Origin of the sequence: Jiella marina (assembly GCF_024359545.1) — a bacterium.
In the GTDB taxonomy this organism is placed as follows: domain Bacteria; phylum Pseudomonadota; class Alphaproteobacteria; order Rhizobiales; family Rhizobiaceae; genus Jiella.
On record NZ_JAKQZG010000001.1, the window covers coordinates 642,262 to 665,132 of the forward strand.

General features: G+C 64.7%; 18 protein-coding genes and 1 tRNA gene. 9 read left to right on the forward strand and 10 right to left on the reverse strand.

From position 1 onward, the window contains the following. The first annotated feature begins 75 nt into the window (after positions 1–75). The 3 genes from MF134_RS03005 to MF134_RS03015 are packed head-to-tail and all read left to right on the forward strand — an operon-like array spanning position 76 to position 5,811. On the forward strand, positions 76–807 hold the full coding sequence (locus MF134_RS03005; RefSeq protein ID WP_255337895.1) for an ImuA family protein: 732 nt from the start codon (positions 76–78) through the stop codon (positions 805–807). Then, complete coding sequence (locus tag MF134_RS03010) at positions 716–2,272, forward strand: Y-family DNA polymerase (protein ID WP_255337896.1); 1,557 nt, start codon at positions 716–718, stop codon at positions 2,270–2,272. The genes MF134_RS03005 and MF134_RS03010 overlap by 92 nt, the downstream gene beginning before the upstream one ends. After that, entirely contained in the window at positions 2,269–5,811 is a 3,543-nt protein-coding gene (locus MF134_RS03015; protein WP_255337897.1) for an error-prone DNA polymerase, read from the forward strand. The genes MF134_RS03010 and MF134_RS03015 overlap by 4 nt, the downstream gene beginning before the upstream one ends. A gap of 26 nt (positions 5,812–5,837) precedes the next feature. Here the strand turns inward: MF134_RS03015 and MF134_RS03020 are convergent, their stop codons facing one another. Both MF134_RS03020 and MF134_RS03025 read right to left on the reverse strand, forming a co-directional pair. Beyond that, positions 5,838–7,670 carry a CHASE2 domain-containing protein gene (locus MF134_RS03020; RefSeq protein ID WP_255337898.1) on the reverse strand — a complete coding sequence of 611 codons (1,833 nt, stop codon included), beginning with the start codon at positions 7,668–7,670 and terminating at the stop codon, positions 5,838–5,840. Further along, a complete protein-coding gene (locus MF134_RS03025) occupies positions 7,660–8,163 on the reverse strand; it encodes a FecR domain-containing protein (RefSeq protein ID WP_255337899.1) in 504 nt (167 codons plus the stop codon). The genes MF134_RS03020 and MF134_RS03025 overlap by 11 nt, the downstream gene beginning before the upstream one ends. A 297-nt stretch (positions 8,164–8,460) precedes the next feature. Between MF134_RS03025 and MF134_RS03030 the strand changes: the two genes are divergently transcribed. Together MF134_RS03030 and MF134_RS03035 are read left to right on the forward strand one after the other, a co-directional pair. Continuing rightward, positions 8,461–9,999: an undecaprenyl-phosphate glucose phosphotransferase gene (locus MF134_RS03030; protein WP_255337900.1), complete on the forward strand. Its 1,539-nt coding sequence runs from the start codon at positions 8,461–8,463 to the stop codon at positions 9,997–9,999. 137 nt (positions 10,000–10,136) lie between these two features. Beyond that, positions 10,137–10,334, forward strand: coding sequence for a hypothetical protein (locus tag MF134_RS03035; RefSeq protein ID WP_255337901.1), 198 nt, complete (start codon positions 10,137–10,139; stop codon positions 10,332–10,334). Between the two features lie 40 nt (positions 10,335–10,374). Here the strand turns inward: MF134_RS03035 and dusA are convergent, their stop codons facing one another. The 4 genes from dusA to MF134_RS03055 form a co-directional block, all read right to left on the reverse strand. Next, complete coding sequence (gene dusA / locus MF134_RS03040) at positions 10,375–11,394, reverse strand: tRNA dihydrouridine(20/20a) synthase DusA (protein WP_255337902.1); 1,020 nt, start codon at positions 11,392–11,394, stop codon at positions 10,375–10,377. 191 nt (positions 11,395–11,585) lie between these two features. Continuing rightward, positions 11,586–11,659 (reverse strand) — tRNA-Cys (locus MF134_RS03045). Positions 11,660–11,752: 93 nt separating this feature from the next. After that, positions 11,753–12,058: an urease subunit beta gene (locus MF134_RS03050; RefSeq protein ID WP_255337903.1), complete on the reverse strand. Its 306-nt coding sequence runs from the start codon at positions 12,056–12,058 to the stop codon at positions 11,753–11,755. 105 nt (positions 12,059–12,163) lie between these two features. Then, positions 12,164–12,742 (reverse strand): HupE/UreJ family protein, encoded by a 579-nt coding sequence (locus MF134_RS03055; protein ID WP_255337904.1) that lies wholly within the window; start codon positions 12,740–12,742, stop codon positions 12,164–12,166. A 394-nt stretch (positions 12,743–13,136) separates the two neighbouring features. Here MF134_RS03055 and MF134_RS03060 point away from each other — a divergent pair, with 394 nt between their 5' ends. Beyond that, positions 13,137–13,382: a hypothetical protein gene (locus tag MF134_RS03060; RefSeq protein WP_255337905.1), complete on the forward strand. Its 246-nt coding sequence runs from the start codon at positions 13,137–13,139 to the stop codon at positions 13,380–13,382. Here MF134_RS03060 and MF134_RS03065 read toward each other — a convergent pair. Further along, positions 13,372–14,754 (reverse strand): aspartate aminotransferase family protein, encoded by a 1,383-nt coding sequence (locus MF134_RS03065; RefSeq protein WP_255337906.1) that lies wholly within the window; start codon positions 14,752–14,754, stop codon positions 13,372–13,374. The two genes, MF134_RS03060 and MF134_RS03065, sit on opposite strands and share 11 nt — an antisense overlap. 161 nt (positions 14,755–14,915) lie before the next feature. Next, positions 14,916–15,860 (reverse strand): acetamidase/formamidase family protein, encoded by a 945-nt coding sequence (locus MF134_RS03070; protein ID WP_255337907.1) that lies wholly within the window; start codon positions 15,858–15,860, stop codon positions 14,916–14,918. Positions 15,861–16,175: 315 nt separating this feature from the next. Here MF134_RS03070 and MF134_RS03075 point away from each other — a divergent pair, with 315 nt between their 5' ends. Next, on the forward strand, positions 16,176–16,793 hold the full coding sequence (locus tag MF134_RS03075; RefSeq protein WP_255337908.1) for a hypothetical protein: 618 nt from the start codon (positions 16,176–16,178) through the stop codon (positions 16,791–16,793). 63 nt (positions 16,794–16,856) lie between these two features. Here the strand turns inward: MF134_RS03075 and MF134_RS03080 are convergent, their stop codons facing one another. After that, positions 16,857–18,554 carry a helicase HerA-like domain-containing protein gene (locus MF134_RS03080; protein WP_255337909.1) on the reverse strand — a complete coding sequence of 566 codons (1,698 nt, stop codon included), beginning with the start codon at positions 18,552–18,554 and terminating at the stop codon, positions 16,857–16,859. A gap of 378 nt (positions 18,555–18,932) precedes the next feature. Here MF134_RS03080 and MF134_RS03085 point away from each other — a divergent pair, with 378 nt between their 5' ends. Then, on the forward strand, positions 18,933–20,534 hold the full coding sequence (locus MF134_RS03085) for a sensor histidine kinase (protein WP_255337910.1): 1,602 nt from the start codon (positions 18,933–18,935) through the stop codon (positions 20,532–20,534). Between the two features lie 45 nt (positions 20,535–20,579). After that, positions 20,580–21,617 (forward strand): magnesium transporter CorA family protein, encoded by a 1,038-nt coding sequence (locus MF134_RS03090; RefSeq protein ID WP_255337911.1) that lies wholly within the window; start codon positions 20,580–20,582, stop codon positions 21,615–21,617. 12 nt (positions 21,618–21,629) lie between these two features. Here the strand turns inward: MF134_RS03090 and MF134_RS03095 are convergent, their stop codons facing one another. After that, positions 21,630–22,790, reverse strand: coding sequence for a pyridoxal phosphate-dependent aminotransferase (locus tag MF134_RS03095; protein ID WP_304363584.1), 1,161 nt, complete (start codon positions 22,788–22,790; stop codon positions 21,630–21,632). Between the last annotated feature and the right edge of the window lie 81 nt (positions 22,791–22,871).

Genomic DNA, 22,871 nt, shown 5'->3' on the forward strand with positions numbered 1-22,871 from the left:
TATAGAACAAAATAGGAACATTCATTTCGTCGAAGGGTCGAGCCGAAGGTGTCGCCGGAAGCTGCCATAGAGTCGTTGCGTGCCCGTATCCAGGCGATCGAAAGCGGCAACAGACATGAGAAGTCGACGCTGCCCTTCGGCGTCGCCAGCCTCGATTCGAAGCTGCCGGAGGGCGGCCTGGCGCTGGGTGCGCTGCACGAGATCGCGGGTGGTGGCAGCGGGGCCGGTGATGGCCCGGCGGCGGCGCTGTTTGCCGCCGGCATCGCGGCGCGCACGAAGGGCAAGGTGCTGTGGTGCCTGTCGCGGCCGGATCTCTTCGCGCCGGCGCTCGCCCAGGCGGGGCTGCACCCCGACCGGGTGATCTATGTCGAGGCGAGGAACGACAAGACGGTTCTCGCCTGCATGGAGGAAGGGCTCGCCCATGGCGGCCCGGCCGTGGTGGTGGCGGAGGTCGCGCGGCTTTCCATGGTGGCCTCGCGCCGGCTCAATCTCGCGGCGGAAAAGACCGGTTGCCTCGCGATCGCGCTCCGGCGCTGGTCGCGGGCGAAGGATGCGGCCGAATTCGGCCAGCCGACCGCCGCCGCCACCCGCTGGAAGATCACCGCCCTGCCCTCGGCGCCCTTGCCGACACCGGGTATCGGGCGCCCGCGCTGGCGGGTGGAATTGTTGCGTTGTCGCGGCGGAGAGACCGCCGTCCACGAATTGGAGGCCTGCGATGCCAAGGGTCGTCTCGCTCTTCCTTCCCACCTGGCCGACGGATCGGCTGCGGCGCGAACTGGCCGACCCAAACGCCGCGCCAGCGGATGATCCGGGCACCGGGAGCACGGGGACAGACGAACCGCTCGTCCTGGTCGGGCGGGAGAAGAACACCCGTGTGGTGATGGCCGCCGATCGCGCGGCTCAGGCGCAAGGCGTTCGCATCGGCATGCCGGCGGCAAAGGCCGAGGCGATGATGACGGGCCTTGCCCTTCGCCCTTTCGACGCGGCGGGTGACGGCCAGGCGCTCGAGCGCCTCGCGATCTGGATTTGCGAACGCTTCGCTCCGATCGTCGCCGTCGACGGGCGGGACGGGATCGTCATCGATTCCACCGGTGCCGACCATCTTCATGGCGGCGAGGCGGCGATGCTCGACACGCTGGTCACCCGGCTTGCGGCAGCCGGCATAACGGCCCGCGCGGCGATCGCGGATAATCGTGCCACAGCCTATGCGCTCGCCCGTTACAGGGCCGATCCCTGCCTCGTCGCGCCCCCCGGCCACGGATCGGCGATCCTTGCCCCCCTGCCTGTCGAAGCTCTGCGCCTTCCCGGCGAAACGGCGGGAGCGCTACGCGATCTCGGCTTTCAGACGGTCGGCGACTGCCTTGCCCAGCCCCGCGCACCGCTCGTCAAGCGTTTCGGCGAAACCTTCGGCAGAAGGCTGGGCCAGGCAGCCGGCTGGCTCGCCGAGCCGATCACGCCGCTGAGCCCGCCCGAGACGGTTTCGGCCCTGCGGAATTTCGCCGAACCGATCGGCGCCGCCGAAACCATCGCCCGCTATGTCGGCAAGCTGGTCGTGACGCTTTGCGCGGATCTGGAACGAAAGTCCCTCGGCGTCCGCCGGCTCGATCTGATCTGCCGGCGCGTCGACAATCGCAACGAGGCGGTGCGCGTCACCACCGCGCGGCCGGTGCGCGATGTCGGGCGGCTCACCCGGCTGCTTTGCGACAAGATCGAGACGATCGCGCCTGGCTTTGGCATCGAGACGATGTCACTCGTGGCCACGCTGGCAGAACCGCTGGCGCCCGAACAGAAGCTCGCGCCGCTTGCCGATGCGATCCATCCCGATGTCGACAGCCTGATCGACACGCTCGCCAACCGGGTGGGCGAAGAGCGGCTCTATCGTCTGGCGCCGGTGGAAAGCGACGTGCCCGAGCGCGCGGTTCGGCGCGTTCCGGCACTGGCACCGGAAACCGGGCAAAGCTGGCGCATGGACTGGCCCCGTCCCTCGCGCCTTCTCGGCCGACCCGAGCCCATTGAGACCATGGCGCTCCTGCCCGACCATCCGCCGGCCTTCTTCACCTGGCGCGGCGTTAGGCGGCGGGTGCGCGTCGCCGACGGGCCGGAACGCATTTTCGGCGAATGGTGGAAGCGCGACGCCGAACTCGCCGCCGTGCGCGACTATTTCCATGTCGAAGACGAAGGCGGCGAGCGCTTCTGGATCTTTCGCTCCGGCAATGGCGAAGATCAGGTGACCGGCTCGCAGCGCTGGTTTCTGCATGGCCTCTTCGCATGATCGCACCTTCGCGGCGTCAACCGGCTTACGCGGAATTGCAGGTCACCTCGCATTTCAGCTTTCTGCGCGGCGCCTCCTCGGCGGAGGAACTCTTCGCCACCGCCGCGCTGATGGGGATCGGGGCGCTCGGAATCACCGATCGCAATTCGCTCGCCGGCATCGTGCGCGCCCATCAGGCGGCGAAGGACACCGGGGTGCGCCTCGTCGTCGGCTGCCGGCTCGATCTGGCGGACAGCCTGCCGCTCCTCGTCTACCCAACCGATCTCGCCGCCTATGCCCGGCTTTGCCGGCTCTTGTCGCTGGGCAAGAAACGCGCCGGCAAGGGCGCGTGCCATCTCGAATGGGAGGATCTTGCGCGTTTCGAGAGCGGGCTCCTCGCCGTGCTCCTACCCGACGCGGCGAATGAGACTTGCATACGCGAACTCGACCGCCTGTCGGAAACGTTCGGCGACCGGGCCTATCTCGCGCTGACGCTCCGCCGGCGACCGGGCGACCGGCTGCGGCTTCATCGCCTGTCCAATCTGGCAGCCCAAAGGCGGGTGAGAACGATCGTCACCAACGACGTTCTCTTTCACGCGCCCTCAAGGCGCATCCTGCAGGATGTCGTCACCGCGATCCGCCACAATGTCACGATCGACGAGTTGGGCTTTCGCCGCGAGCGCCATGCCGACCGGCATCTGAAGCCGCCGGAAGAGATGCACCGGCTGTTTTCTCAGCATCCGGAGGCCCTCAACCGCACGATGGAGATCGTCGAGCGCTGCCGGTTCACGCTAAACGACATTGCCTATCAATACCCGGAGGAGCGCGAAGACCCGGCGCTCACGCCCCAAGAAACGCTGGAAAAGCTCACCTGGGCGGGAGCGGCCGAGCATTATGTGGAGGGGGTGCCGGACGAGGTCCGCAAGAGCCTCGAACACGAGCTCGCGCTGATCGCCAAGCTCGAATACGCCCCCTATTTCCTGACGGTGCACTCCATCGTCCGCTTCGCACGGTCGCAGCAGATCCTGTGCCAAGGGCGCGGCTCGGCGGCGAACTCCGCCGTCTGCTTCGTGCTCGGCATCACCGCGATCGACCCCAAGAGCATCAATCTCCTGTTCGAGCGCTTCGTCTCGGAGGAACGGCGCGAGCCGCCTGATATCGACGTCGACTTCGAACACCAGCGGCGCGAGGAGGTCATCCAGTGGATCTACGACACCTATGGGCGGGACCGGGCCGCCCTGTGCGCGACCGTCATCCGCTACCGCACCAAGGGGGCGCTACGCGATGTCGGCAAGGCGCTCGGCCTGCCGGAGGACGTGATTTCGACGATCTCCGCCCAGGTCTGGGGCTGGTCCGAGGGGCCCATCGACCCGAAGCACCTGAAGGAGGTCAACCTCAATCTCGACGATCGCCGGCTCCGGCTGGCGCTCGAGCTTGCGGGCGAACTTCGCGGCGCCCCGCGCCACCTGTCGCAGCATCCCGGAGGCTTCGTACTCACCCGCGACCGCCTCGACGATCTGGTGCCGATCGAGCCGGCGGCGATGGACGATCGCCAGGTGATCGAATGGGACAAGGACGACATCGATATCCTGAAGTTCATGAAGGTCGACGTCCTGGCGCTGGGCATGCTCTCCTGCATGCGGCGCGGGCTCGATCTTCTAGCCGAGCACAAGGACGTCGAGCTTAGCCTCGCCTCGATCCCGGACGAGGACAAGAAGACCTATGCGATGATCCGGAAGGCCGACACGCTCGGCACCTTCCAGATCGAATCGCGGGCGCAAATGTCGATGCTGCCGCGTCTCAAGCCCGACACCTATTACGACCTCGTCATCCAGGTCGCGATCGTGCGGCCGGGGCCGATCCAGGGCGACATGGTCCATCCCTATCTGCGTCGCCGCGAGGGCCTGGAACAGCCGGACTATCCGAAGCCGGAATTGCGGAAGGTTCTCGAAAAGACGCTCGGCGTGCCGCTTTTTCAGGAGCAGGCGATGCGGGTGGCGATCGAATGCGCCGGCTTCACCCCGTCCGAAGCCGACAGTCTGCGCCGCTCCATGGCGACCTTCAAGATGACCGGCGGCGTTTCGGCCTTTCGCGACAAGCTCGTCGCCGGCATGGTCGAAAACGGCTACGAGCGGGACTTCGCAGAGCGCACCTTCCGCCAGCTCGAAGGCTTCGGCTCCTATGGCTTTCCCGAAAGCCACGCCGCCTCCTTCGCCAAGATCGCCTATGCCTCGGCCTGGCTGAAATGCCGACACCCGGACGTCTTCTGCACGGCCCTCCTCAATTCGCAGCCCATGGGCTTCTACGCCCCCGCCCAGATCGTCCGCGATGCGAAGGAGCATGGCGTGGAAATCCGGCCGGTCTGCGTGGTGAATTCGCAATGGGACTGCACTTTGGAGCCCTGTGAGCAGCTCGGTAACGGTCAAGGCGACTGCTTGAGGGTAGGAGCCGGCAGCGACGCTTCGATCTCCCCCCTTGCGGGGGAGATGGGTGGCAACCCAGAGGGGGGTGCAGCGCCATCGGTTGGAGACCTGCCACTAGGGTACCCCCCTCTGCCCTGCCGGGCATCTCCCCCGCAAGGGGGGAGATCAGGCCAATCGCCTAGCGCTGCTCTCTTCAACCAATCACCTGACGGAGACGATCATCGCCTAGCCGTCCGGCTCGGCCTGCGCATGGTGAAAGGGCTGTCCGAACGAGACGCGGCAGCGCTGGTCGCGGCGCGTGAGACCGCGCCGTTTTCATCGCCCGAAGCTCTCTGGCGTCGCACCCGCATTCCCGTCGCCGCCCTGACGAAAATCGCCGAAGCGGATGGCTTTTCGGCGCTCGGGCTCAATCGCCGCGAGGCGCTCTGGGCGGTCAAGGCGCTGCGCGATGCGCCGCTGCCGCTCTTTGCCGCGGCGGCGGAGCGGGAGGAGCGAGAGAGCGCGGAAACCCGAACCGACGAGTTCGCCGAACCCACCGTCAGCCTCCGCCCGATGACCAAAGGGGCGGAGGTCGTCGGCGACTACCGCCATGTCGGCCTGTCGCTCCGCGAACATCCGGTGAGCTTCCTGCGCCAGGATCTGAAGAAGCGCCGGATGATCCCCTGTGCCGAGGCGATGGCCGCGCCGGGCGGGCGCTGGGTGGAGGCGGCGGGGCTGGTGCTGGTGCGCCAGCGGCCCGGCAGCGCCAAGGGCGTGATGTTCATCACCATGGAGGACGAGAGCGGCATCGCCAATCTGGTGATCTGGCCGAAAGTGTTCGAGAAGTACCGCCGCATCGTCCTGACCGCCAGCATGATCGCGGCGACCGGGCGCATTCAGCGCGAGGGCGATGTGGTGCATCTCGTGGTGCACAGGCTCGCCGATCTCTCACGAGACCTCGCCTCTGTCGGCGATCGCGGCGGCGTCGCGCCGCCACCGGCCTTTCCCCTGCCACATGGGCGCGGCGACGAGTTCCACCACGGCTCGCCGACGCCGGATCCGCGCGACAAGGCGCAAAAGGCAACGCGCACCCGCGATATCTATATCCGTGACCTGCCTCTCAACACGATCCGGGTGAAATCGCGGAATTTTCACTGATCATGGCAATTCCGACGGCCCGAGAATTATCGCCAGAGCGCCACCTTCATTGCCTTCTCCCGACCACGAATCGAGACCACCTCCCAGCGCTCGGGTTCTCGGCCCTTGAGCGGGCCGGCCGCAGCCCACAGCTCCTCCGAAATCGCCATGCTCGCGCCGCCATGCTCCTTGGCCACCTCCATCAGACGACTTGCGACATTCACGCTGTCGCCGGTGGCGGTGATGTGCTGCTGCTCGTCATGGCCGAGCCGCGACATCACCACGGGGCCGTAATGCGCGCCGACACGCACGCCGGTGAGGCGCGTCTCGCTGCCCCGCTCGGCGATCCATTTGCGCACGGTCTCGATCATGCCGAAGCTCGCGGCGACTGCGTTGGCGGCGTCCGTGTCATGGGCTTCTGGCAAGCCGAAGACGACCATCGCACCATCGCCCATGAAGCTCAGGACCACGCCGTCCCGCGGCACGATCTCCTCGACGACGAGCGTGTGGAATTCCTTCAGGAGTTCTCGTGTGCCCGACGCGCCGAGCCGCTCGCTCATGCCGGTAAAGCCTGCCAGATCGATGAACACGATCGCCGCGTTTCGCTCTTCCGGTACCATCAGAAAATCAGGATTGGCCGCAATATGGACCGCCAGCGCCCGCGGCTGGAACCGGCGCAAGGCCGCTTCGGATTCGGCGAGCGCCCTCGCGACACGCCGGTCCTGAAACTGCCGGATCGACCCGGCCAGCGCGACCGGCGGAACAAAGGCCGCGACCGGCAGGACGGCGGCGAACCAGACGCCCTGAAAAAACTGCAAGATGACGAAGCCCAGCCAGACCAGCAACAGCCCGATCGCCGCCAGAAGGCCGTAAGGCAAGGGAACGAGACCAACGATCAGCACCCCGATCACAGCCAGGCAAAGGGCCGCGACGGCATCGACCTTGCGCACGAAGTTCGTACGAAGCGGTGACGTGCCTTCGAGCAGATTGGCCGCAGCCGTGGCCAAAACCTCGACACCCGGCAGGCCTGGGTCGAACGGAGTCGAAAAGCTGTCGCCAACGGCCGTGGCGGTAACGCCCAGAAAGACCAGCTTGCCGGAAAGCTCGGGCACATTTGCGTCGAACAGTCGAGTCGCGCTGACCGTCTTGATCTGCCCGCTCGGGCCGTAAAAGCGCAGCGGCAAGTGCCATCCGAGGTCGAGAGCCCGAGCGGTTTCCCCGAGCCGAACCGATTCACGCGAAAGGACAGGATCGCTGCCCACGAAGAGCCCGGCAGCCTGCAAGACCAGTGACGGCGTCGGCCCCTCCGCGGTCAGGACGAACAGAGGAATGTGGCGCGGCGTGCCGGCCCGGTCGCTGGAAAGATTGACGAGGCCGGTTCTGGCCGACTGGCTGAACATCGGCAGAGGCGACAGGACACTGGCCGCGCGTGGCACCAGCCTGGCAGCACCGCGCGGAAAGGAGGCGGCTTGGGCAACGACGGCGTTCGATCCCGCCAGTGCCTGAGCCAGAGCCGCATCCGCAGGGGATTCGCCCGCTTCGAGGAACAGCATGTCGATCGCCACCGCCCGCGCACCGCTCGCGCCGACATTGTCTATGATCCGGGCGAGACGGCCGCGATCGATCGGGTAACGCCCCTCCTGATGGACGGTCGCATCGTCGATCGCCACGACGACGATATTCTGGGGCGGCGGCAACTCCCCTGCCATCAAGAGCCGCCAATCGAAACTGGTCGCCTCCAGCCGATCGAGCTGTCCTCCCACCCCTTCGACATGACCGAGCACCAGCCAGCCGGCCCAACCCCCCGCCACTAGGGCAAGGAGCAGGGTGATCAGCCAGGGCAGTCTTGCGGTCTGCCGGCTCGGTCGCCTAGCGGGCAAAGCGAGCCAGGAGCGCGTCGACCCGCTGCTGGGGCCATTGCCGCACCGTCATCGGCTCGCCGGGCGCGACGTCGACCCCCTCGCCTGGATTCAAGACGACCGTATCCGAGCCGTCGAGCCGCGAAACGTCGACCGACCCTTCAACGACGAACACCGAGGTTGAGCCTTCGTCCACATCCACGAGAAAAGTCGTGCCGCGCACGGTCGCGATCGCATGCGGCGTCAGAATCTGAAAGGAGGAACGCGGTTCGACATCGATCAGAATCGCCTGATCTGTCACCGTCACCGACTGGGAGGGGTCCGACCCCGAAACGGCTTCCGCCGCCTCGGCCTCGATGATCAGGCCGTTCCCGCAGTCGAACACCTGCCGCTCCGGGTCGGATGCGGTGGTCAAGGAGCATCCCGGCATCTCCTGGGCGCGAACCGGAGCCGAAAACGACGACGCGGCCAAAAGCGCGCCCGCGATCGCCACCATCACAGCAGGTCGCGCCATGAGGCGGCGAATCTTCAAAAGCCTCGCGTACCAGATCCCAGACACCATCAATTCTCCAGAGCCGTTGGCGCCCCGCCATGCACATCGAATGTGCGCTGACCTTACGACAGATGAGGGTTGAAAGCCATGCGTGAGGCGGCATGCACGGCGCCTGATCTTTTGCGGCAACCGATTCTTAGAGCCTTCGGCGTAGGATTGGGCCTGTCCGGTCCGATCATCCGGCCCGCCTGCCCCCTGGCGGACCCCAGAAACGGCCGGGCACCAACGACACCTTGGCCCGGCTTGGACGTGAGGCACATGAGCGATATCGATCACGCCCTGCCCTTTTCCAAAGACGCGATCAGACGGTTTCAGTCGGAAACGCCGATGGCTGCCGAGACCGTGGAACTGAATTCCCAGGCTTTGAGCGCGATCGCGCATCTGCGCGACGACTTCGTCAGCCCCCGAATGCTCTGCGGCATCTGGCGGGGGGTGGAACTCGGCCTTTTTCTGATCGCGGGCCTTGTGACGCTTGTTCTGGGCGAAGCCGATCTGAGCGATGTCCGGCTGAGCCAGATCGGCGTCGTGCTTCTGGGTTCCATCCTGGGTGTCGCCGCGATCGAAGGCGTTCACGGATATGAGCTGACATTCCTTCGCGGGCCGATCTCCAAATTCTGGCGCATCGTGCTCGGCTGGGGCCTCACGGTCGGCCTTCTGACGACCGCACTTGCCCTGTTCGGGGCCGAACTGCTTGCCGGAGGCGAGTTCTTCGCATGGTTCGCCCTCGCGCTCGCGGCCATCGCCCTTGGCCGGCTCGTTCTGAAATGGAAGCTGCGGGAGTGGGCACGCAACGGCCGCATGGAGCGCCGGGCGCTGATCGTGGGCGGCGGAACCAATGCGGAAAAGCTGATCCGCGGCCTGGAGATGCAGCCCGGGAACGACATCCGAATCTGCGGCATCTTCGACGACCGCGATGACCGGCGCTCTCCGCCGCTGGTCGCCGGCTATCCGAAACTCGGCACGATCGCCGAGCTCGTCGAATTCGCCCGTCGCACCCGCATCGACATGCTGATCGTGACGCTGCCGCTGTCGGCGGAAAAGCGACTGCTGACGCTGTTGAAGCAGCTCTGGATCCTGCCCCTCGACATCCGCCTGTCGGCGCATTCGACCGAAATGAAGTTTCGGCCGCGCAGCTATTCCGCCCTGGGCGATCTGCCGCTGATCAACGTGTTCGACCGGCCGCTGGCCGATTGGGACGCCATCGCCAAGCGCGTCCTCGACCTGGTTGTGGCCACGGTGGCCATCGTGCTCTTGTCGCCCCTGCTTCTGGCGACCGCGATCGCCGTACGGCTCGACTCGCCTGGCCCGGTCATCTTTCGGCAGAAGCGGCACGGCTTCAACAATCAGGTGGTCGAGGTCTTCAAGTTTCGATCGCTCTATCACGAGATGAGCGATCCGGACGCGAGGCAGGTCGTGACCAAGAACGACAAGCGCGTGACCCGGGTCGGCGGCTTCATCCGCAAGACCTCGATCGACGAACTCCCCCAGCTCTTCAACGTTCTGCGCGGCGATCTGTCGATCGTCGGACCCCGTCCCCATGCGGTCCATGCGCTGTCGAGCCGCAACGAGACCTTCACCGAGATCGTCGACGGCTATTTCGGCCGTCACAAGGTGAAGCCCGGCATCACCGGCTGGGCGCAGGTCAATGGCTGGCGCGGCGAGATCGACGATCCGGCGAAGCTCACCAAACGATTCGAATACGACCTCGAATATATCGAGAACTGGTCGCTGCTCTTCGACCTTTACATCATCGCGATGACCCCGATCAGCCTGCTCAAGACCGAAGCGGCGTACTGACCACGCCTTCCCCTCTCTGCCTCGTTCCTGACCCATCGGGGCTGTGACGGGGAACACAGCTCTAAGCCTTCCACTGCCTTAGCGTCTCCTCATCGAAGAACGGCCGCGGCCACGAGGGGCACAAGGGAGGCAGGGAGATGAAGGGACATTTCAGCAATTTCCACCGGATCTTTCTCTCGGTGTTCCTGCTTGCCCAGATCGGCGGCTTCCACGGCGAACCCGTCAACGGCGTCCGCCGCGCGGTCGAGATCCTCTCCGGTCAGAAATCCGTCGCACTGATCCCGGCCCCCGAAGGCATCGCCATCATCTGGAGCGACACGGTCGACGCGCATTGAGAATTCATCCGCAGGGGTGTTCTTGGAGAGAAGCCCCCGATCAGGCCGCTTCGACCTTCGACTCGTCGAGCCTGACAGCCTGGAACGCCTCGCGAATGAGGTCCGGCCGCGCGTCCGGGCGGGTGGAATTTTCCGACAGGATCTGGCGCCAGCGCCGGGCGCCGGGCTTTCCCGAGAACAGTCCGGTCATGTGGCGCGTCACCTGATTGAGGCGCCCGCCTTTCGCCATGTGCCCGGCCGCATAGTCGATCATGGTCTCGATCAAGGCGGCATGATCGATCGGACGCGCCTCGTCGCCATGAAAGGCCGCGTCCACTTCGGCAAGGATGTCCGGCGTCTGGTAGGCGGCCCGCCCAAGCATCACGCCATCGAGGCCGTGCGATTGCGACAGGGCGTCATCGATGGTGCGCAGACCCCCGTTCAATCCGACGAACATGCCGCCCAACCGAGCTTTCAGCCGGTGGACACGGTCATAGTCGAGTGGCGGGATATCGCGATTCTCGCGGGGACTCAGCCCTTCGAGCCAGGCCTTGCGGGCGTGCACCCAGATGCCGGCGACGCCGGCCGAGACCGCCGCATCAGCGAGCGCATCAAGCGCCGTTTCGATGTCCTGATCGTCAACGCCGAGACGACATTTGACCGTCACCGGGACGGCACCAGCGCTCTCGACCATCGCGGCCAGACACTCGCCCACGAGGTTGGGCTCGCGCATCAGACAGGCGCCGAACGTGCCGGACTGTACGCGATCCGACGGGCAGCCGACATTGAGATTGATCTCGTCATAGCCCCACGCCGCCGCCATCGCCGTGGCCTTTGCAAGCCGCTCCGGGTCCGAGCCGCCGATCTGGATCACGACGGGATACTCGACCGGATCGAAGCCGAGCAGACGCTCACGATCGCCATGGAGAATCGCCTGATCGACGATCATTTCCGTGAACAGCCGGGCATGCCGGCTGAGTTGCCGGTGGAAGAACCGGCAATGACGATCGGTCCAGTCGATCATCGGCGCAACGGCGAAAAGCCGGTGTCCTTCAGATTCGTACGGGTCCTGCGTCGTCATGATGGATGCCGGATCTCAGGGATGTCTGGTCTTCGAATTCGGCCCGCGTGGATGGGTCTGCCGGATCTCACGCTGCGCTAATGAGATTTCGCGGAAAGAACCACCATAGTGCTCATGGATCACGGCACTTCCCCAGTGATCCGGAAATCGTGCCGAGCACCTGCTCGAGCCGGCATGAGCTGGCAGTGAATTGGAGGCCTCGGCCGGAATCGAACCGGCGTGCAAGGATTTGCAGTCCTCTGCGTAACCACTCCGCCACGAGGCCCCGTGGGCGCTCTACCTACTGACTTGCCTCAGCCTTCGCAAGGGGGAGAACGCCGCCGGTGGAAATTGTTGTGAACCGGCTGAGGGGATGCGGTCAGAGTGCGCCCATGACCTTGGCGTTGAAGCCGAAAACCTTGCGGTCGCCGCGCAGGGGCACGAGGTTCACCTCCCGGGTCTGGCCGGGCTCGAAGCGGACCGCCGTTCCGGCAGCGATGTCGAGGCGCATGCCGTGGGCGGTCTCCCGATCGAACTGAAGAGCCGGATTGGTCTCGGCGAAATGATAGTGACTGCCGACCTGAATGGGCCGGTCGCCGGTATTGCTGACGGTCACCGTCTGAGCTGTCTGACCCTCGTTGAGCGTGATGTCGCCGTCGACCGTGATGATTTCACCGGGGATCATGAGCAACCTCCTCTGGGGGCCGACAACCGAAAAGCCGTGCATTGCGCTCTGTCTCGAGCGTGATTCACCCGGCAGAGCAAACCGCCGGGTGAATGAACCTGCCTGTCAGGCAGCCGCGTAGAGAGCCGCGCCGGCAAGCGCCGTGGCGACCCCAACGATGCGCAGGGCCAGCGGATGGGCGTGGCGCATGGCGAACGTCGCCAGCCACAAGCCGAGCCCGTGCAGGAGTGCGGTTGCCACAGCGAATCCGCCAGCGAAAGCGAGCGCGCCGGCAGCGCCGAGTTCCGAACCGTGGGCGTAGCCATGGAACAGGGCGAAGGCGCCGACCAAGCCGACCGCCGCACCGGCCGGAACGCGCACCGCCGTCGCCAGGAGCAGGCCGACGGCCACGACCGAGGCGAGGATCGCCGGTTCGACGAACGGCAGGGCGACAGCTGCCATGGCGAGCCCGAAGCCTGCCAGCATCGTCACGACGAAAGCCGCCGGGATGACAAAGCGCGTCGTGCCGCGAAAAGTGGCCGCCCAGACACCGACCATCACCATCACCAGGAGATGATCGAGCCCCGTCAGCGGATGGGTGGCACCGGCAAGTGTGGAGCCATGGGCAGCGGGATCGAGGTGGGCGAAGGCGGGAGCAGCACTTGCAAGGAGCGTCGCGGCGGCAATGAGTGAGCGTTTCGGCATCTTGTCCCTTCAGAATCTGGTCGACCGGCACCCCGGATTGGGTCGCACCTCAGCCGTTCATGAATGTTGCAGCGCGAAGGCCTCGGGCTCAGCCGCCGCCAGCGCGTGGCCGAGATCATGTTGACCGCCTCCCCTCCTGTCAAAGGGTTTTTCGCAGCAGCACAAGGACCTCGCCGCATCACTCCCGCCCGGGTTTTAAGCAGTCTCGTTTACCCTCACGAAAAATTAAGCATAACGTGCAACCTCTTTCCAGATATTCCATTCTAGTATCGATGGCCTACGTCTAAGGACGTTTCACGGTAGGGAAGTTCACAAGTCTCGGCGCCCCATGATCGAGACAGGCTTCCCGACAGGCAGGTTGGAGTGGACGAGGATGCGCAGGACTCTGCTTGGAGTGGCATGCATTGCCACGGTTTGCGCCATGGCGCTGCCGGCCGGACCGCCGGCGCCGCTGATGATTCGTGTCGTCACCATGCAGGGTGAGACGGGCCCAGCCTATTACTCGACAACCGAACAAGGCTTCCGCTTCGTGGGCGGAGCCCCGATCGGACATGGCGAGCGGATCGCCATCAATGCGACTGCTGCCGACGACTTGGACCGGCTCGGCGGCGAGCGCGGAGGCCGGGTGATCAGCCAGTAGCGGCTGACCCCAGTTCGGCCGCGAGCTCGTCGAGCCCCTTGCGGGTCGCCGCAACGATCGTCTCGATATGTTCCCGCTCGACGATGAGCGGAGGACAGAACGCCAGGCAGTCACCGATCGCGCGCGAAATCACCCCCTGCTGCTGCACCAACCCGAAAGCCCGGGCCGCCATGGCGCCGGGCGGCTGCATTGCCGTCTTGGAGGGCTTGTCGGTCACCAGTTCGACGGCCGCAATCAGCCCCACGCCCCGAACCTCGCCCACCAGCGGATGATCAGCCAGGGTGCTGAGCGAATCCTGGAAATACGGCGCCATCGCACGGGCATGATCGACCAGCCCCTTCTCTTCGATGATCGACAGGTTTTCGAGCGCCACCGCAGCGGCCACCGGATGGCCGGAGGCCGTAAACCCGTGACCGAAGGTGCCGATCTCGGCCGATTCGTCGGCCACGGGCTGATAGACGCGGTCGTTGATGAGAAGCGCCGAGATCGGCAGATAGGATGAAGACAGCGCTTTCGAGACCGCCATGATGTCGGGCTCGATCCCGAAGGTTTCGCAGCCGAAGGTCGACCCGGTCCGGCCGAACCCACAGATCACCTCGTCGGCGACGAGAAGAATGTCGTAATTCTTGAGAACCGCCTGGATCTTCTCCCAATAGGTCTTCGGCGGCACGATCACGCCCCCTGCCCCCATCACCGGCTCGCCGATGAAGGCGGCGATCGTGTCCGGTCCCTCGGCTTGGATCAGGGCATCGAGATCGGCCGCGCAGCGGGTCGCGAACTCTTCCTCGCTCTCGCCCTCGCGTCCCTCCCGCCAATAATGCGGGCAGGTCGTGTGCAGAACGCCCTCCATCGGCAGGTCGAAGGACCGGTGATTGTTCGGCAATCCGGTCAAGCTGGCGGAGGCGAGCGTCACGCCGTGATAGCCCTTGATGCGGCTGATGATCTTCTTCTTCTCGGGCTTGCCGAGCGCATTGGAGCGATAGCGCACGAGCTTGATCATCGTGTCGTTCGCTTCCGAACCGGAATTGGTGAAATAGACCTTCGACATGGGTACGGGCGCCATGCCGATCAGCTTCTCAGCGAGCTCGATCGCCGGTCCGTGCGATTTGTGTGTGAAGGTGTGATAGAAGCTCAGCTTCTGCATCTGCCGGGCCGCGGCCTCGGCCAGGCGCTTCTCGCCAAAGCCGACGGCCACCGACCAGAGCCCCGCCATCGCCTCGACATAGCGGCGCCCATCCGTATCGGTGACGAACATGCCCTCGCCGCTCTCGATGACGATCGGGCCGACCTCCTCGTGCTTGCGGGCATTGGTGTAGCTGTGGAGGTGATAGGCGATGTCCCGCCCTTCGATCGAGTTGGGATGCACGGTCATGGGACGCTCCATTTGCGCGTGACGGGGAATGCGAGGAGCTCGACCTCCTTGCCCGGCGCCCGCTTGTTGTCGCGCCGGGACATCATGCGGTCAATCGCCCTCGGAGACGATCCGAATGCGAGGCGCGGTGGTCGGGGACGGACCGCTGTCGAATTGACGGGCTATTCGAAGATGCAGCGCGGAAAGTAGAAGGAAACGACCCAGTTTGGAGCGTCGACGATCTCCGAGATCCGAAGGTCGCCACAGGTCGAAACCAGCATATAGGCCTCGACCGGGTCCATCTGGTAGCGGCACGAGAGAAGCTCGATCATCTGACGGACGGCGGTCTTCGCACCCTCCATCAGATCCGAGCCGACGCCCGTCGTGACCTCGTAGCCCTTGGCGTCCAGATGGCGGGTCACTGGTCCCGGGGTCGTGAAACGCGGCATGGCGAGCCGGGCATCCTTCACCAGATCGAGCGTCAGGACGACGTCCATCGGGCTTTCGATGGCCGTGCCGCAGACCTCGCCGTCGCCCTGAGCGGCATGGGTGTCGCCGACGGAAAACAGCGCGCCCGCCACTTCGACCGGCAGATAGAGCTCCGTTCCGGCGGCCAGATCGCGAATGTCGAGATTGCCGCCCACCCGACGCGGCGGCACGATCGAATGGTGGCCCGGCTCTCCCGGCGCGCAGCCGAGGGTGCCGGCGAAGGGCTTGAGCGGCACCTTGCCGGCCTCGCCGAAGAGCGCCGGCTCCAGCGTGGCCGCGTCGTATTTCCAAAGGGTCAGTGCAGGATCGCGAAAATCCTCGGCCAAGAGGCCGAAGCCTGGAATATTGGCCGTCCAGCCGAAGCCGGACGGCTTGAAGCTCTCGATCGTGACCTTCAGCGCGTCGCCCGGTTCCGCGCCCTCGACGAAGATCGGCCCGGTCACGGGATTGATCCGCTCGAAGGGAACGCTTCCCACGTCGTTCACCGTCGACTCCGGCGTCAGCTGCCCGCCCGAGGAGTCCAGGCACTCGAATTCGATGGTCGATCCGGGTGCCACGCGCTCGACCGGCGCGAAGCTGTTGTCCCAGCCGAAATGATGCCGGTGGCGGTGGATCGTGTAGTCGCAGTTGCGGCACATGCTTAGTTCGCCTCGCTCTCCGAATTGCTTCAAGTGACTCGCACCCGGCCCATGCGAACGGTATGCACGCGCAGGTCTCCCTATGGCGCGTTCAAAACTGAAAAAGACCGCTCGAAAGCAGGGACCTCCATGACCGATACACTCTATGAAAAGGTTCTCACTGACCTGACGATATTTCCACTATCTTCGGGGCAAAATTGACAAGCTAACAACTTTCGCTTGAAACAAGCCTCCACCCTGATATGTTTTAGTAGTTTTTTGACACTCTGAGCCGTCCGCTGACTATCCCCCGGGATTGGATAGGGAGAATTTGCGATGACTAGGCAGTTCGTTCATACGCGCGAGACTGTTTATAATAGAGGGCGCGCTCCTGAATCCTTTCTTGACTTCATTATCGATTGGGCAAAACAAGCGCCCGACGCCTTGTTCGAATATAACGATAATCCAGATGTCTACTCCTGGGTTCGATACAAACTCGGTCCGTGGAAAGAAGGATCGGATTTTCTTCGTCATCGCAAAGCCGTAATGCTCGAAGTTCTCAGAACGTTATGTGGCTTTGAGAGCTCGTGGGATTGGGAAGAAGGAATTGATCAAAGTGCCAACGATGGCAAGCCATACGAACGTGACGAGGACGAATGGGAGGCTGGCATCCTCCAGGCATCATCCAATACGCTCAGACAATATGCCCCATGCAGGATTTATGCCCAATCTTTTGGCATCGGAGTGGAGGATCACACAAAATTTCGAGAATTTTCTATGAAAAAAGGAATTTTTCCGATTCAATATGGCGCCATTATTCTGAGGCAAACATATCGACACCACGGTCCACTGAAAAGAACTGAGAACAACACCAGAAATCCGCTCAAATCAAGCATCCATCCCTATCTATCGGTCGATGCAGTCGACGAATTCGAGCGTTTTCTTCAGATTTAGATTTTTAAAACGAAGCAATTATTACATGCTGCAGTATGATTTTTAAGCCCCAAGACGTATCTACTACCGCCCGCGCTTCAAGCTTCCCAGAATCCCGCGGACGATTGCGCGGGTGACGGTCGACGCGACGGTGCGGCCCACCTGTTTCATCACGGTCTCGGTGACGGACTGGCGCTTGTAGCTGGTGGAGCGCGAGGCACGGCGACGGGGTGCTCTGCGGCGCGGGGTGTCGTAATCCTCGGCATAGTCGGCCGCGTCGTCGCGCCCGGTCCCGCCGGAGCCGAAATCCGGGATCTGAAACCCGGTGCGGGTGCGCCGTGAACCGGCGCGTTCCGCCTCCTCCGCCCGATGCCGCGCGGCTTCGGCCCGCGCCTCCTGCTGGGCCCGTTCGGCGGCCTCGCGCCTTGCCGCCTCTTCGGCTTCGCGGGCGCGCTCTTCCTCCTCGCGCTTCAACTCGTCCTCGGCCCGCTGAACGAGCATTTCATAGGCGGATTCGGAATCGATCGCATGATCGTAGAGACCGGCGACCGGGCTCCGGCGCATGCTCTCGGCGCGTTCCTCGTCCGTGATCGTGCCGAGACGTGCGGACGGCGGTCGGATCAGCGTGCGTTCCACCACCGACGGCACACCGCCCTTGCCCAGCGTCGAGACCAGCGCCTCGCCGACGCCGAGCCGAGTGATCGCCTCGAAGCAGTCGAACTCCGGATTGGGCCGAAACGTCTCGGCCGCCGTCCGCACAGCCTTCTGTTCCCGCGGCGTATAGGCTCGCAGCGCGTGCTGCACGCGATTACCAAGCTGGGCGAGGACGCCCTCCGGCACGTCGAGCGGGTTCTGGGTGACGAAATAGACGCCCACGCCCTTGGAGCGGATCAGCTTCACCACCTGCTCGACCCGGTCGATCAGGACGTCCGGAGCGTCGTCGAACAGGAGATGCGCCTCGTCGAAGAAGAAGACCAGCTTCGGCTTGTCCGGATCGCCGACCTCCGGCAGTTCCTCGAACAGTTCCGAGAGGAGCCAGAGCAGGAAGGTCGCGTAGAGCCGCGGGCTCATCATCAGCTTGTCGGCGGCAAGCACGTTGATCACGCCGCGCCCGTCACGATCGGTCCGCATCAGATCTTCGATCTTGAGCGCCGGCTCGCCTAAGAAATGCGCCGCGCCCTGCTGCTCGAGGACGAGCAGCGAACGCTGGATCGCGCCGACGGAGGATTTCGCGACATTGCCGTAGAGCTGAGAGATCTCGCCGGCGTTCTCGGCAAGATGCGCGAGCATCGCCTGAAGATCCTTCAGATCGAGAAGAAGCAGGCCCTCGTCGTCGGCGATCTTGAAGGCGATGTTGAGAACACCTTCCTGAACGTCGGTGAGATTCATCAGCCGCGCCAGGAGAAGCGGTCCCATCTCGGTGATCGTCGCGCGGACGGGATGGCCCTTCTCGCCGAAAATGTCCCAGAAGACGGTCGGGTAGAAATCGTTGTAGTAGGGCTCGAGACCGATATCGGCGGCGCGCTTGACCAGAAAGTCCTTCGGCTCGCCCCGCTGGGAGATGCCGGCGAGATCGCCCTTGATGTCGGCGCAGAAGACCGGAACGCCGGCCTCCGAGAAACCCTCGGCCATGATCTGCAGCGTCACCGTCTTGCCGGTGCCGGTCGCTCCCGTCACGAGACCATGGCGATTGGCGAGCTTGAGGTTGAGATGCTCCTGCTTCTTGAGCACATCGGACGGATCGCGGCTCGCGCCCAGCAAGATCCTGTTCGTTCCAACCATCACCGCACCTCTCGCCTACCCCACCGGTTATACGGCACGCAGCGGGCCAAACAAGCGATGCGGGATCCGGCCGAAGCGCGGCAGATTCGCTCCGCCCGACCCGGCCGAGTCGATCGCACGTTTCTCTCCCGCCACTTATGGTAAAAATCCCGCTTCTGGCGTAAGATGGCGTCGGAGTGGGGAAATCGACAAAATCGGGGGCCGGCGCGCCGATCCGCAAGGGTCGCAACCGCGTACGGTATGCAGGACGTGATCATCCACGCAGAGACACACGGAGGCGCAGCGCGTCCTTCGGAATGGTCCGCTGGAAAGCGAAGCGGCAGGCTGACGCGCCTTTGGCGGCGTCCGCCCCTGCTCGTGCACCTCGTCATCTTCGCGTTGACCGTTCTGATCCCCGCGCTCCTGTTCAGCGCCTTCCTGATCCTGCAGTTCTCCCAGCAGCAGCAGGAGATTGCCGCGGCCCAGGTCAATGACACGGCGGAGATCGTGTCGAACGCCATCGACCGGGAAATCTACGGACTTCTGACCGCCGGCCGCGTGTTGGCGGCCTCCCCGACATTGCGCACCGACCGGCTCGAGCAGTTCAACGAACGCAGCATCGCCGCCCTGGTCGGGACGCGAACGGAGGCGGAACTCGTCGATCCCTCGATGCGAGTGCTCGTGGCGACCCGCCCGGACTATCCGCCGCCGGGCACGCAGTTTGCCGATACCGAAACGATCCAGCGCGTGATCGACACCCAGCGCGCCTCCATCTCCGGCGTGAGCTTCCGGGACGAGCGCGGTCAGTTCGTCTATCATGTCGCGGTGCCGGTGAAGGTCGGCGACGCGATCCGCTACGTGCTCGTCCTGTCGAAGGCGACGACCTCGTTCGAGGCGGTGATCGCGGACCGCAACCTGCCGCGCGAATGGTCGGCGATCATCCAGGATGCCAATGGCAAACGGGTCTTCGCCGCGGTCACCAGCGAGGGCCGGATGCGGGCGCGCCAGAGCGTGTCCTACGACAATCCCTCGATCATCGAGACCATCGGCGACACGCGCATGAGCGCCGATCTGATCGAGGCGTCGACCGTGTCGAACCTCACCGGCTGGACCACGACCGTCGCCGTGCCGAGTGCGGTTATCGACCGGCCGGTGACACGCTCCTGGCTCCTGCTGCTGGGCGCCGGGGCGCTGCTCCTGGCCTTCTCGATCGCGCTCGGCATCACCTTCGGACGGCGCCTCGCCGATCCGATCCTCAAACTCGCCGAGCAGGCCGAGCGGATTGGCAAGGGCAAGCCCGCGACCGTGATCGGCACCGACATCGCCGAGATCGGCCAGGTCTCGAAGGTTCTCGCACAAGCCTCGCGCGAGCGGCGGGAAGCCGAGGAGCAGAACCACTTCCTGATGCGCGAAATGTCGCACCGCACCAAGAACCAGTACGCCCTGATCGCGGCGATCGCCCGGCGCGCGGCCAAGGAAAGCGCGGATACGACGGAATTTCTGGACACCTTGTCCGAAGCGCTGAACTCGCTGGCGCGTTCGGCCGAACTCCTGGCAGGCGGCAACTGGGAAAGCGCGACCTTGAGCGACCTGCTCAAGAGCCAGCTCAAGGCGTTCGGCGTGGAAACGGACCAGATCGTCCTCGCGGGCGAGCAGGTGCCGCTGAACCCCGCTGCGGCCCAGACGATCGGCCTCGCCCTGCATGAGTTGGCGACCAATGCGGCAAAGTACGGCGCACTGTCGAGGCCCGAAGGACAGGTGTCGATTTCCTGGAGCATCGATGAGAACCTCGTCCTCACCTGGCGGGAAAGTGGCGGTCCGCCGGTGACGCCGCCGAGCCGTTCCGGCTTCGGAACGCTGGTGACGCAGAAGATGACGGCCCGCGGCCTCGGCGGCAACGTCGACATGGACTATGCGGAAACCGGCGTGGTCTGGACGCTGACGGCGCCCGCCGAGGCGGTGACACCACGACCCGATCCGAGCGCCGATGTTTCGGCTTGATCCTTATGCCCTCGGCGGCCCGGCAGCTGGATTGAAGACGCCTCGATGATCGAAACCTACGCTTTCGACAGCAAGAAGATCGTCCAGCGCGCGGAAGATGCCTCCGATCTTGCCGAGGACTCGATCTGGATCGACCTCCACTCGCCAAGCCCGGAGGAGGTCAAGGCGGTCGAGCGGCTGTGTGCCATTGCGATCCCGACGCGTGAGGAGATGAGCGAGATCGAGGTCTCGAGCCGGCTCTATTCGGAGCCCGGCGCCGACGTCATGACGGCAAGCGTCGTCCACGGCATGCACGAGGGCAAACCGGGCTTCGCGCCGATCACCTTCATCCTGACGCGCGGACGCCTGATCACCGTCCGCTACAGCGAGCCGCGGAGCTTCAAGATCTTCGTTGCGAAGCTCTGCCGGGATCCCGCGACCATTCCGCCCCAGCATGTCGACACCCCTGCCGACGAGGTGATCCGCGCGGCCGGCAAGCGCCCCACGGCGGAAACGCTGCTCGTCGGCCTGCTGGAGACGGTTGTGGACCGGATGGCGGACCTTCTGGAAACCATCTCGGCAGATCTCGACCGGATCGGCGAGGACATCTTCTCCTCCTCCGCCAGGAAGAAGCCGACCGGCACGGCGGATTTCAAGAAGCTGCTGCAGCGGATCGGCGCGGCCGGCGATCTCACCTCTCGGGTCCGCGAAAGCCTGGCGACGCTGGACCGGCTGCTGCCGTTCCTCCAGCTCGTGCTCGACAATCGCAAGGGCGGCATGAAGGACGGCCGGGCGCGGGTGAAGGTCATGGCCCGCGACATTCACTCGCTCAACGACTTCGTCTCGTTTCTGTCGAACAAGACGACCTTCCTGCTCGACACGACGGTCGGCATGATCTCGATCGAGCAGAACGCGATCATCAAGATCTTTTCCGTCGCCGCGGTGGCGTTCCTGCCGCCGACACTGATCGCATCCGTCTACGGCATGAATTTCCAGCACATTCCGGAGCTCGGCTGGGAGCTCGGCTATCCTTATGCGCTGATCGTGATGATCGTCTCTGCCGTCGTGCCGCTGGCCTTCTTCCGCTACAAGAATTGGTTGTGAGCGCCGCCCGGATCACCGGGCCAGATGCGCCTCCATCCGCCTCACCGCTTCGACCAGATCGGCATGGTCGCAGGCATAGGATAGGCGGACGAAGCCTTCGCCCCTCGTGAGGTCGAAATCGATGCCGGGCGTCATCGCCACATGGCACTCGGCAAGGAGCGTGCGGGCGAACTCGCTCGCGCTTGCATGACCCTCAGGAATGGCTGCATAGGCATAGAAGGCGCCGTCGATCGGCGCGATGTCACGAAATCCGAGGCGCGGCAATGCTTCGACCAGGAGATCGCGGTTTTTCGCATAGCCGTCGCGAACCCGGTCGAGTTCGTCGGTCGCGTCGAACACCGCCTTCGCGGCGACCTGCGAGAGTTCCGGCGCGGAAATGTAGAGGCTCTGGCCGATCCGCTCGGCCACGCGCACCATCTCCGGCGGCAGAACCAGCCAGCCGACGCGCCACCCGGTCATGCAGTAGTATTTGGAGAAGGAATTCACCACGAAGGGCGCGTCGGAAAAGGCGAGCGCCGTCGCCTCCCCGCCCGTATAGGCCAGCCGGTGATAGATCTCGTCGGAAATGAAGCGGATGCCATGTTCGTCGGCATAGTCGATCAGGCGCTTCAGTTCCTCGGGCGGCGTGACGGTGCCCGTCGGATTGGCCGGACTGGCGACCAGCACGCCGTCGACTGGCCGCTCCTCATGGGCCGCCGCCAGATGATCCGCGGTGAAGACGTAACGGCTTTCCACGCCGACCGGGATTTCCACCGGCTCAAGGCCGAGAACCCGGATGATGTTGCGATAGGCCGGGTAGCCGGGTGACGCGATGGCGATCCGCGCGCCCGGATCGAAAGCGGCGAGGAAGATCAGGTTGAAGCCGGCAGACGAACCGGTCGTGACCATGACCCGCGCGGGATCGAGATCGACGCCGTAGGCTTCTTCATAGTGGCGGGCGATCCGCTCGCGCAGATCCATCCGGCCGAGAGCGTCCGTGTAGGCAATGCGGCCGCGGGTGAGGTGCGCGTCGGCCGCCATCCGCGCGGCCCGCGGCGCCGGTGCCGCGGGTTGGCCGACCGCCAGCGAGATCACCGGCTCGCCGCGCTCGATCATGCGATTGGCTTCGGCCAGAACGTCCATGGCGCGGAACGGATCGACGTCGGATCGGCGGGAGGCTTTCATGCTCACCATATTTGCGCTTCGTTTTTCCACTTGTGTTTCGAAATCCACGCCGCGCCGATTGGCGGCGAACGCTGACGAAAGATTGAAATC

What these genes read in the sequence shown, in the direction of transcription:
- MF134_RS03010 (WP_255337896.1), top strand. Translation starts at nt 716, where the DNA reads ATGCCAAGGGTCGTCTCGCTCTTCCTTCCCACCTGGCCGACGGATCGG.
- MF134_RS03015 (WP_255337897.1), top strand. Translation starts at nt 2,269, where the DNA reads ATGATCGCACCTTCGCGGCGTCAACCGGCTTACGCGGAATTGCAGGTC.
- MF134_RS03025 (WP_255337899.1), bottom strand. Translation starts at nt 8,163, where the DNA reads ATGGCGCGACCTGCTGTGATGGTGGCGATCGCGGGCGCGCTTTTGGCC.
- MF134_RS03030 (WP_255337900.1), top strand. Translation starts at nt 8,461, where the DNA reads ATGAGCGATATCGATCACGCCCTGCCCTTTTCCAAAGACGCGATCAGA.
- MF134_RS03035 (WP_255337901.1), top strand. Translation starts at nt 10,137, where the DNA reads ATGAAGGGACATTTCAGCAATTTCCACCGGATCTTTCTCTCGGTGTTC.
- dusA (WP_255337902.1), bottom strand. Translation starts at nt 11,394, where the DNA reads ATGACGACGCAGGACCCGTACGAATCTGAAGGACACCGGCTTTTCGCC.
- MF134_RS03050 (WP_255337903.1), bottom strand. Translation starts at nt 12,058, where the DNA reads ATGATCCCCGGTGAAATCATCACGGTCGACGGCGACATCACGCTCAAC.
- MF134_RS03055 (WP_255337904.1), bottom strand. Translation starts at nt 12,742, where the DNA reads ATGCCGAAACGCTCACTCATTGCCGCCGCGACGCTCCTTGCAAGTGCT.
- MF134_RS03065 (WP_255337906.1), bottom strand. Translation starts at nt 14,754, where the DNA reads ATGACCGTGCATCCCAACTCGATCGAAGGGCGGGACATCGCCTATCAC.
- MF134_RS03070 (WP_255337907.1), bottom strand. Translation starts at nt 15,860, where the DNA reads ATGTGCCGCAACTGCGACTACACGATCCACCGCCACCGGCATCATTTC.
- MF134_RS03075 (WP_255337908.1), top strand. Translation starts at nt 16,176, where the DNA reads ATGACTAGGCAGTTCGTTCATACGCGCGAGACTGTTTATAATAGAGGG.
- MF134_RS03080 (WP_255337909.1), bottom strand. Translation starts at nt 18,554, where the DNA reads ATGGTTGGAACGAACAGGATCTTGCTGGGCGCGAGCCGCGATCCGTCC.
- MF134_RS03090 (WP_255337911.1), top strand. Translation starts at nt 20,580, where the DNA reads ATGATCGAAACCTACGCTTTCGACAGCAAGAAGATCGTCCAGCGCGCG.
- MF134_RS03095 (WP_304363584.1), bottom strand. Translation starts at nt 22,790, where the DNA reads ATGGTGAGCATGAAAGCCTCCCGCCGATCCGACGTCGATCCGTTCCGC.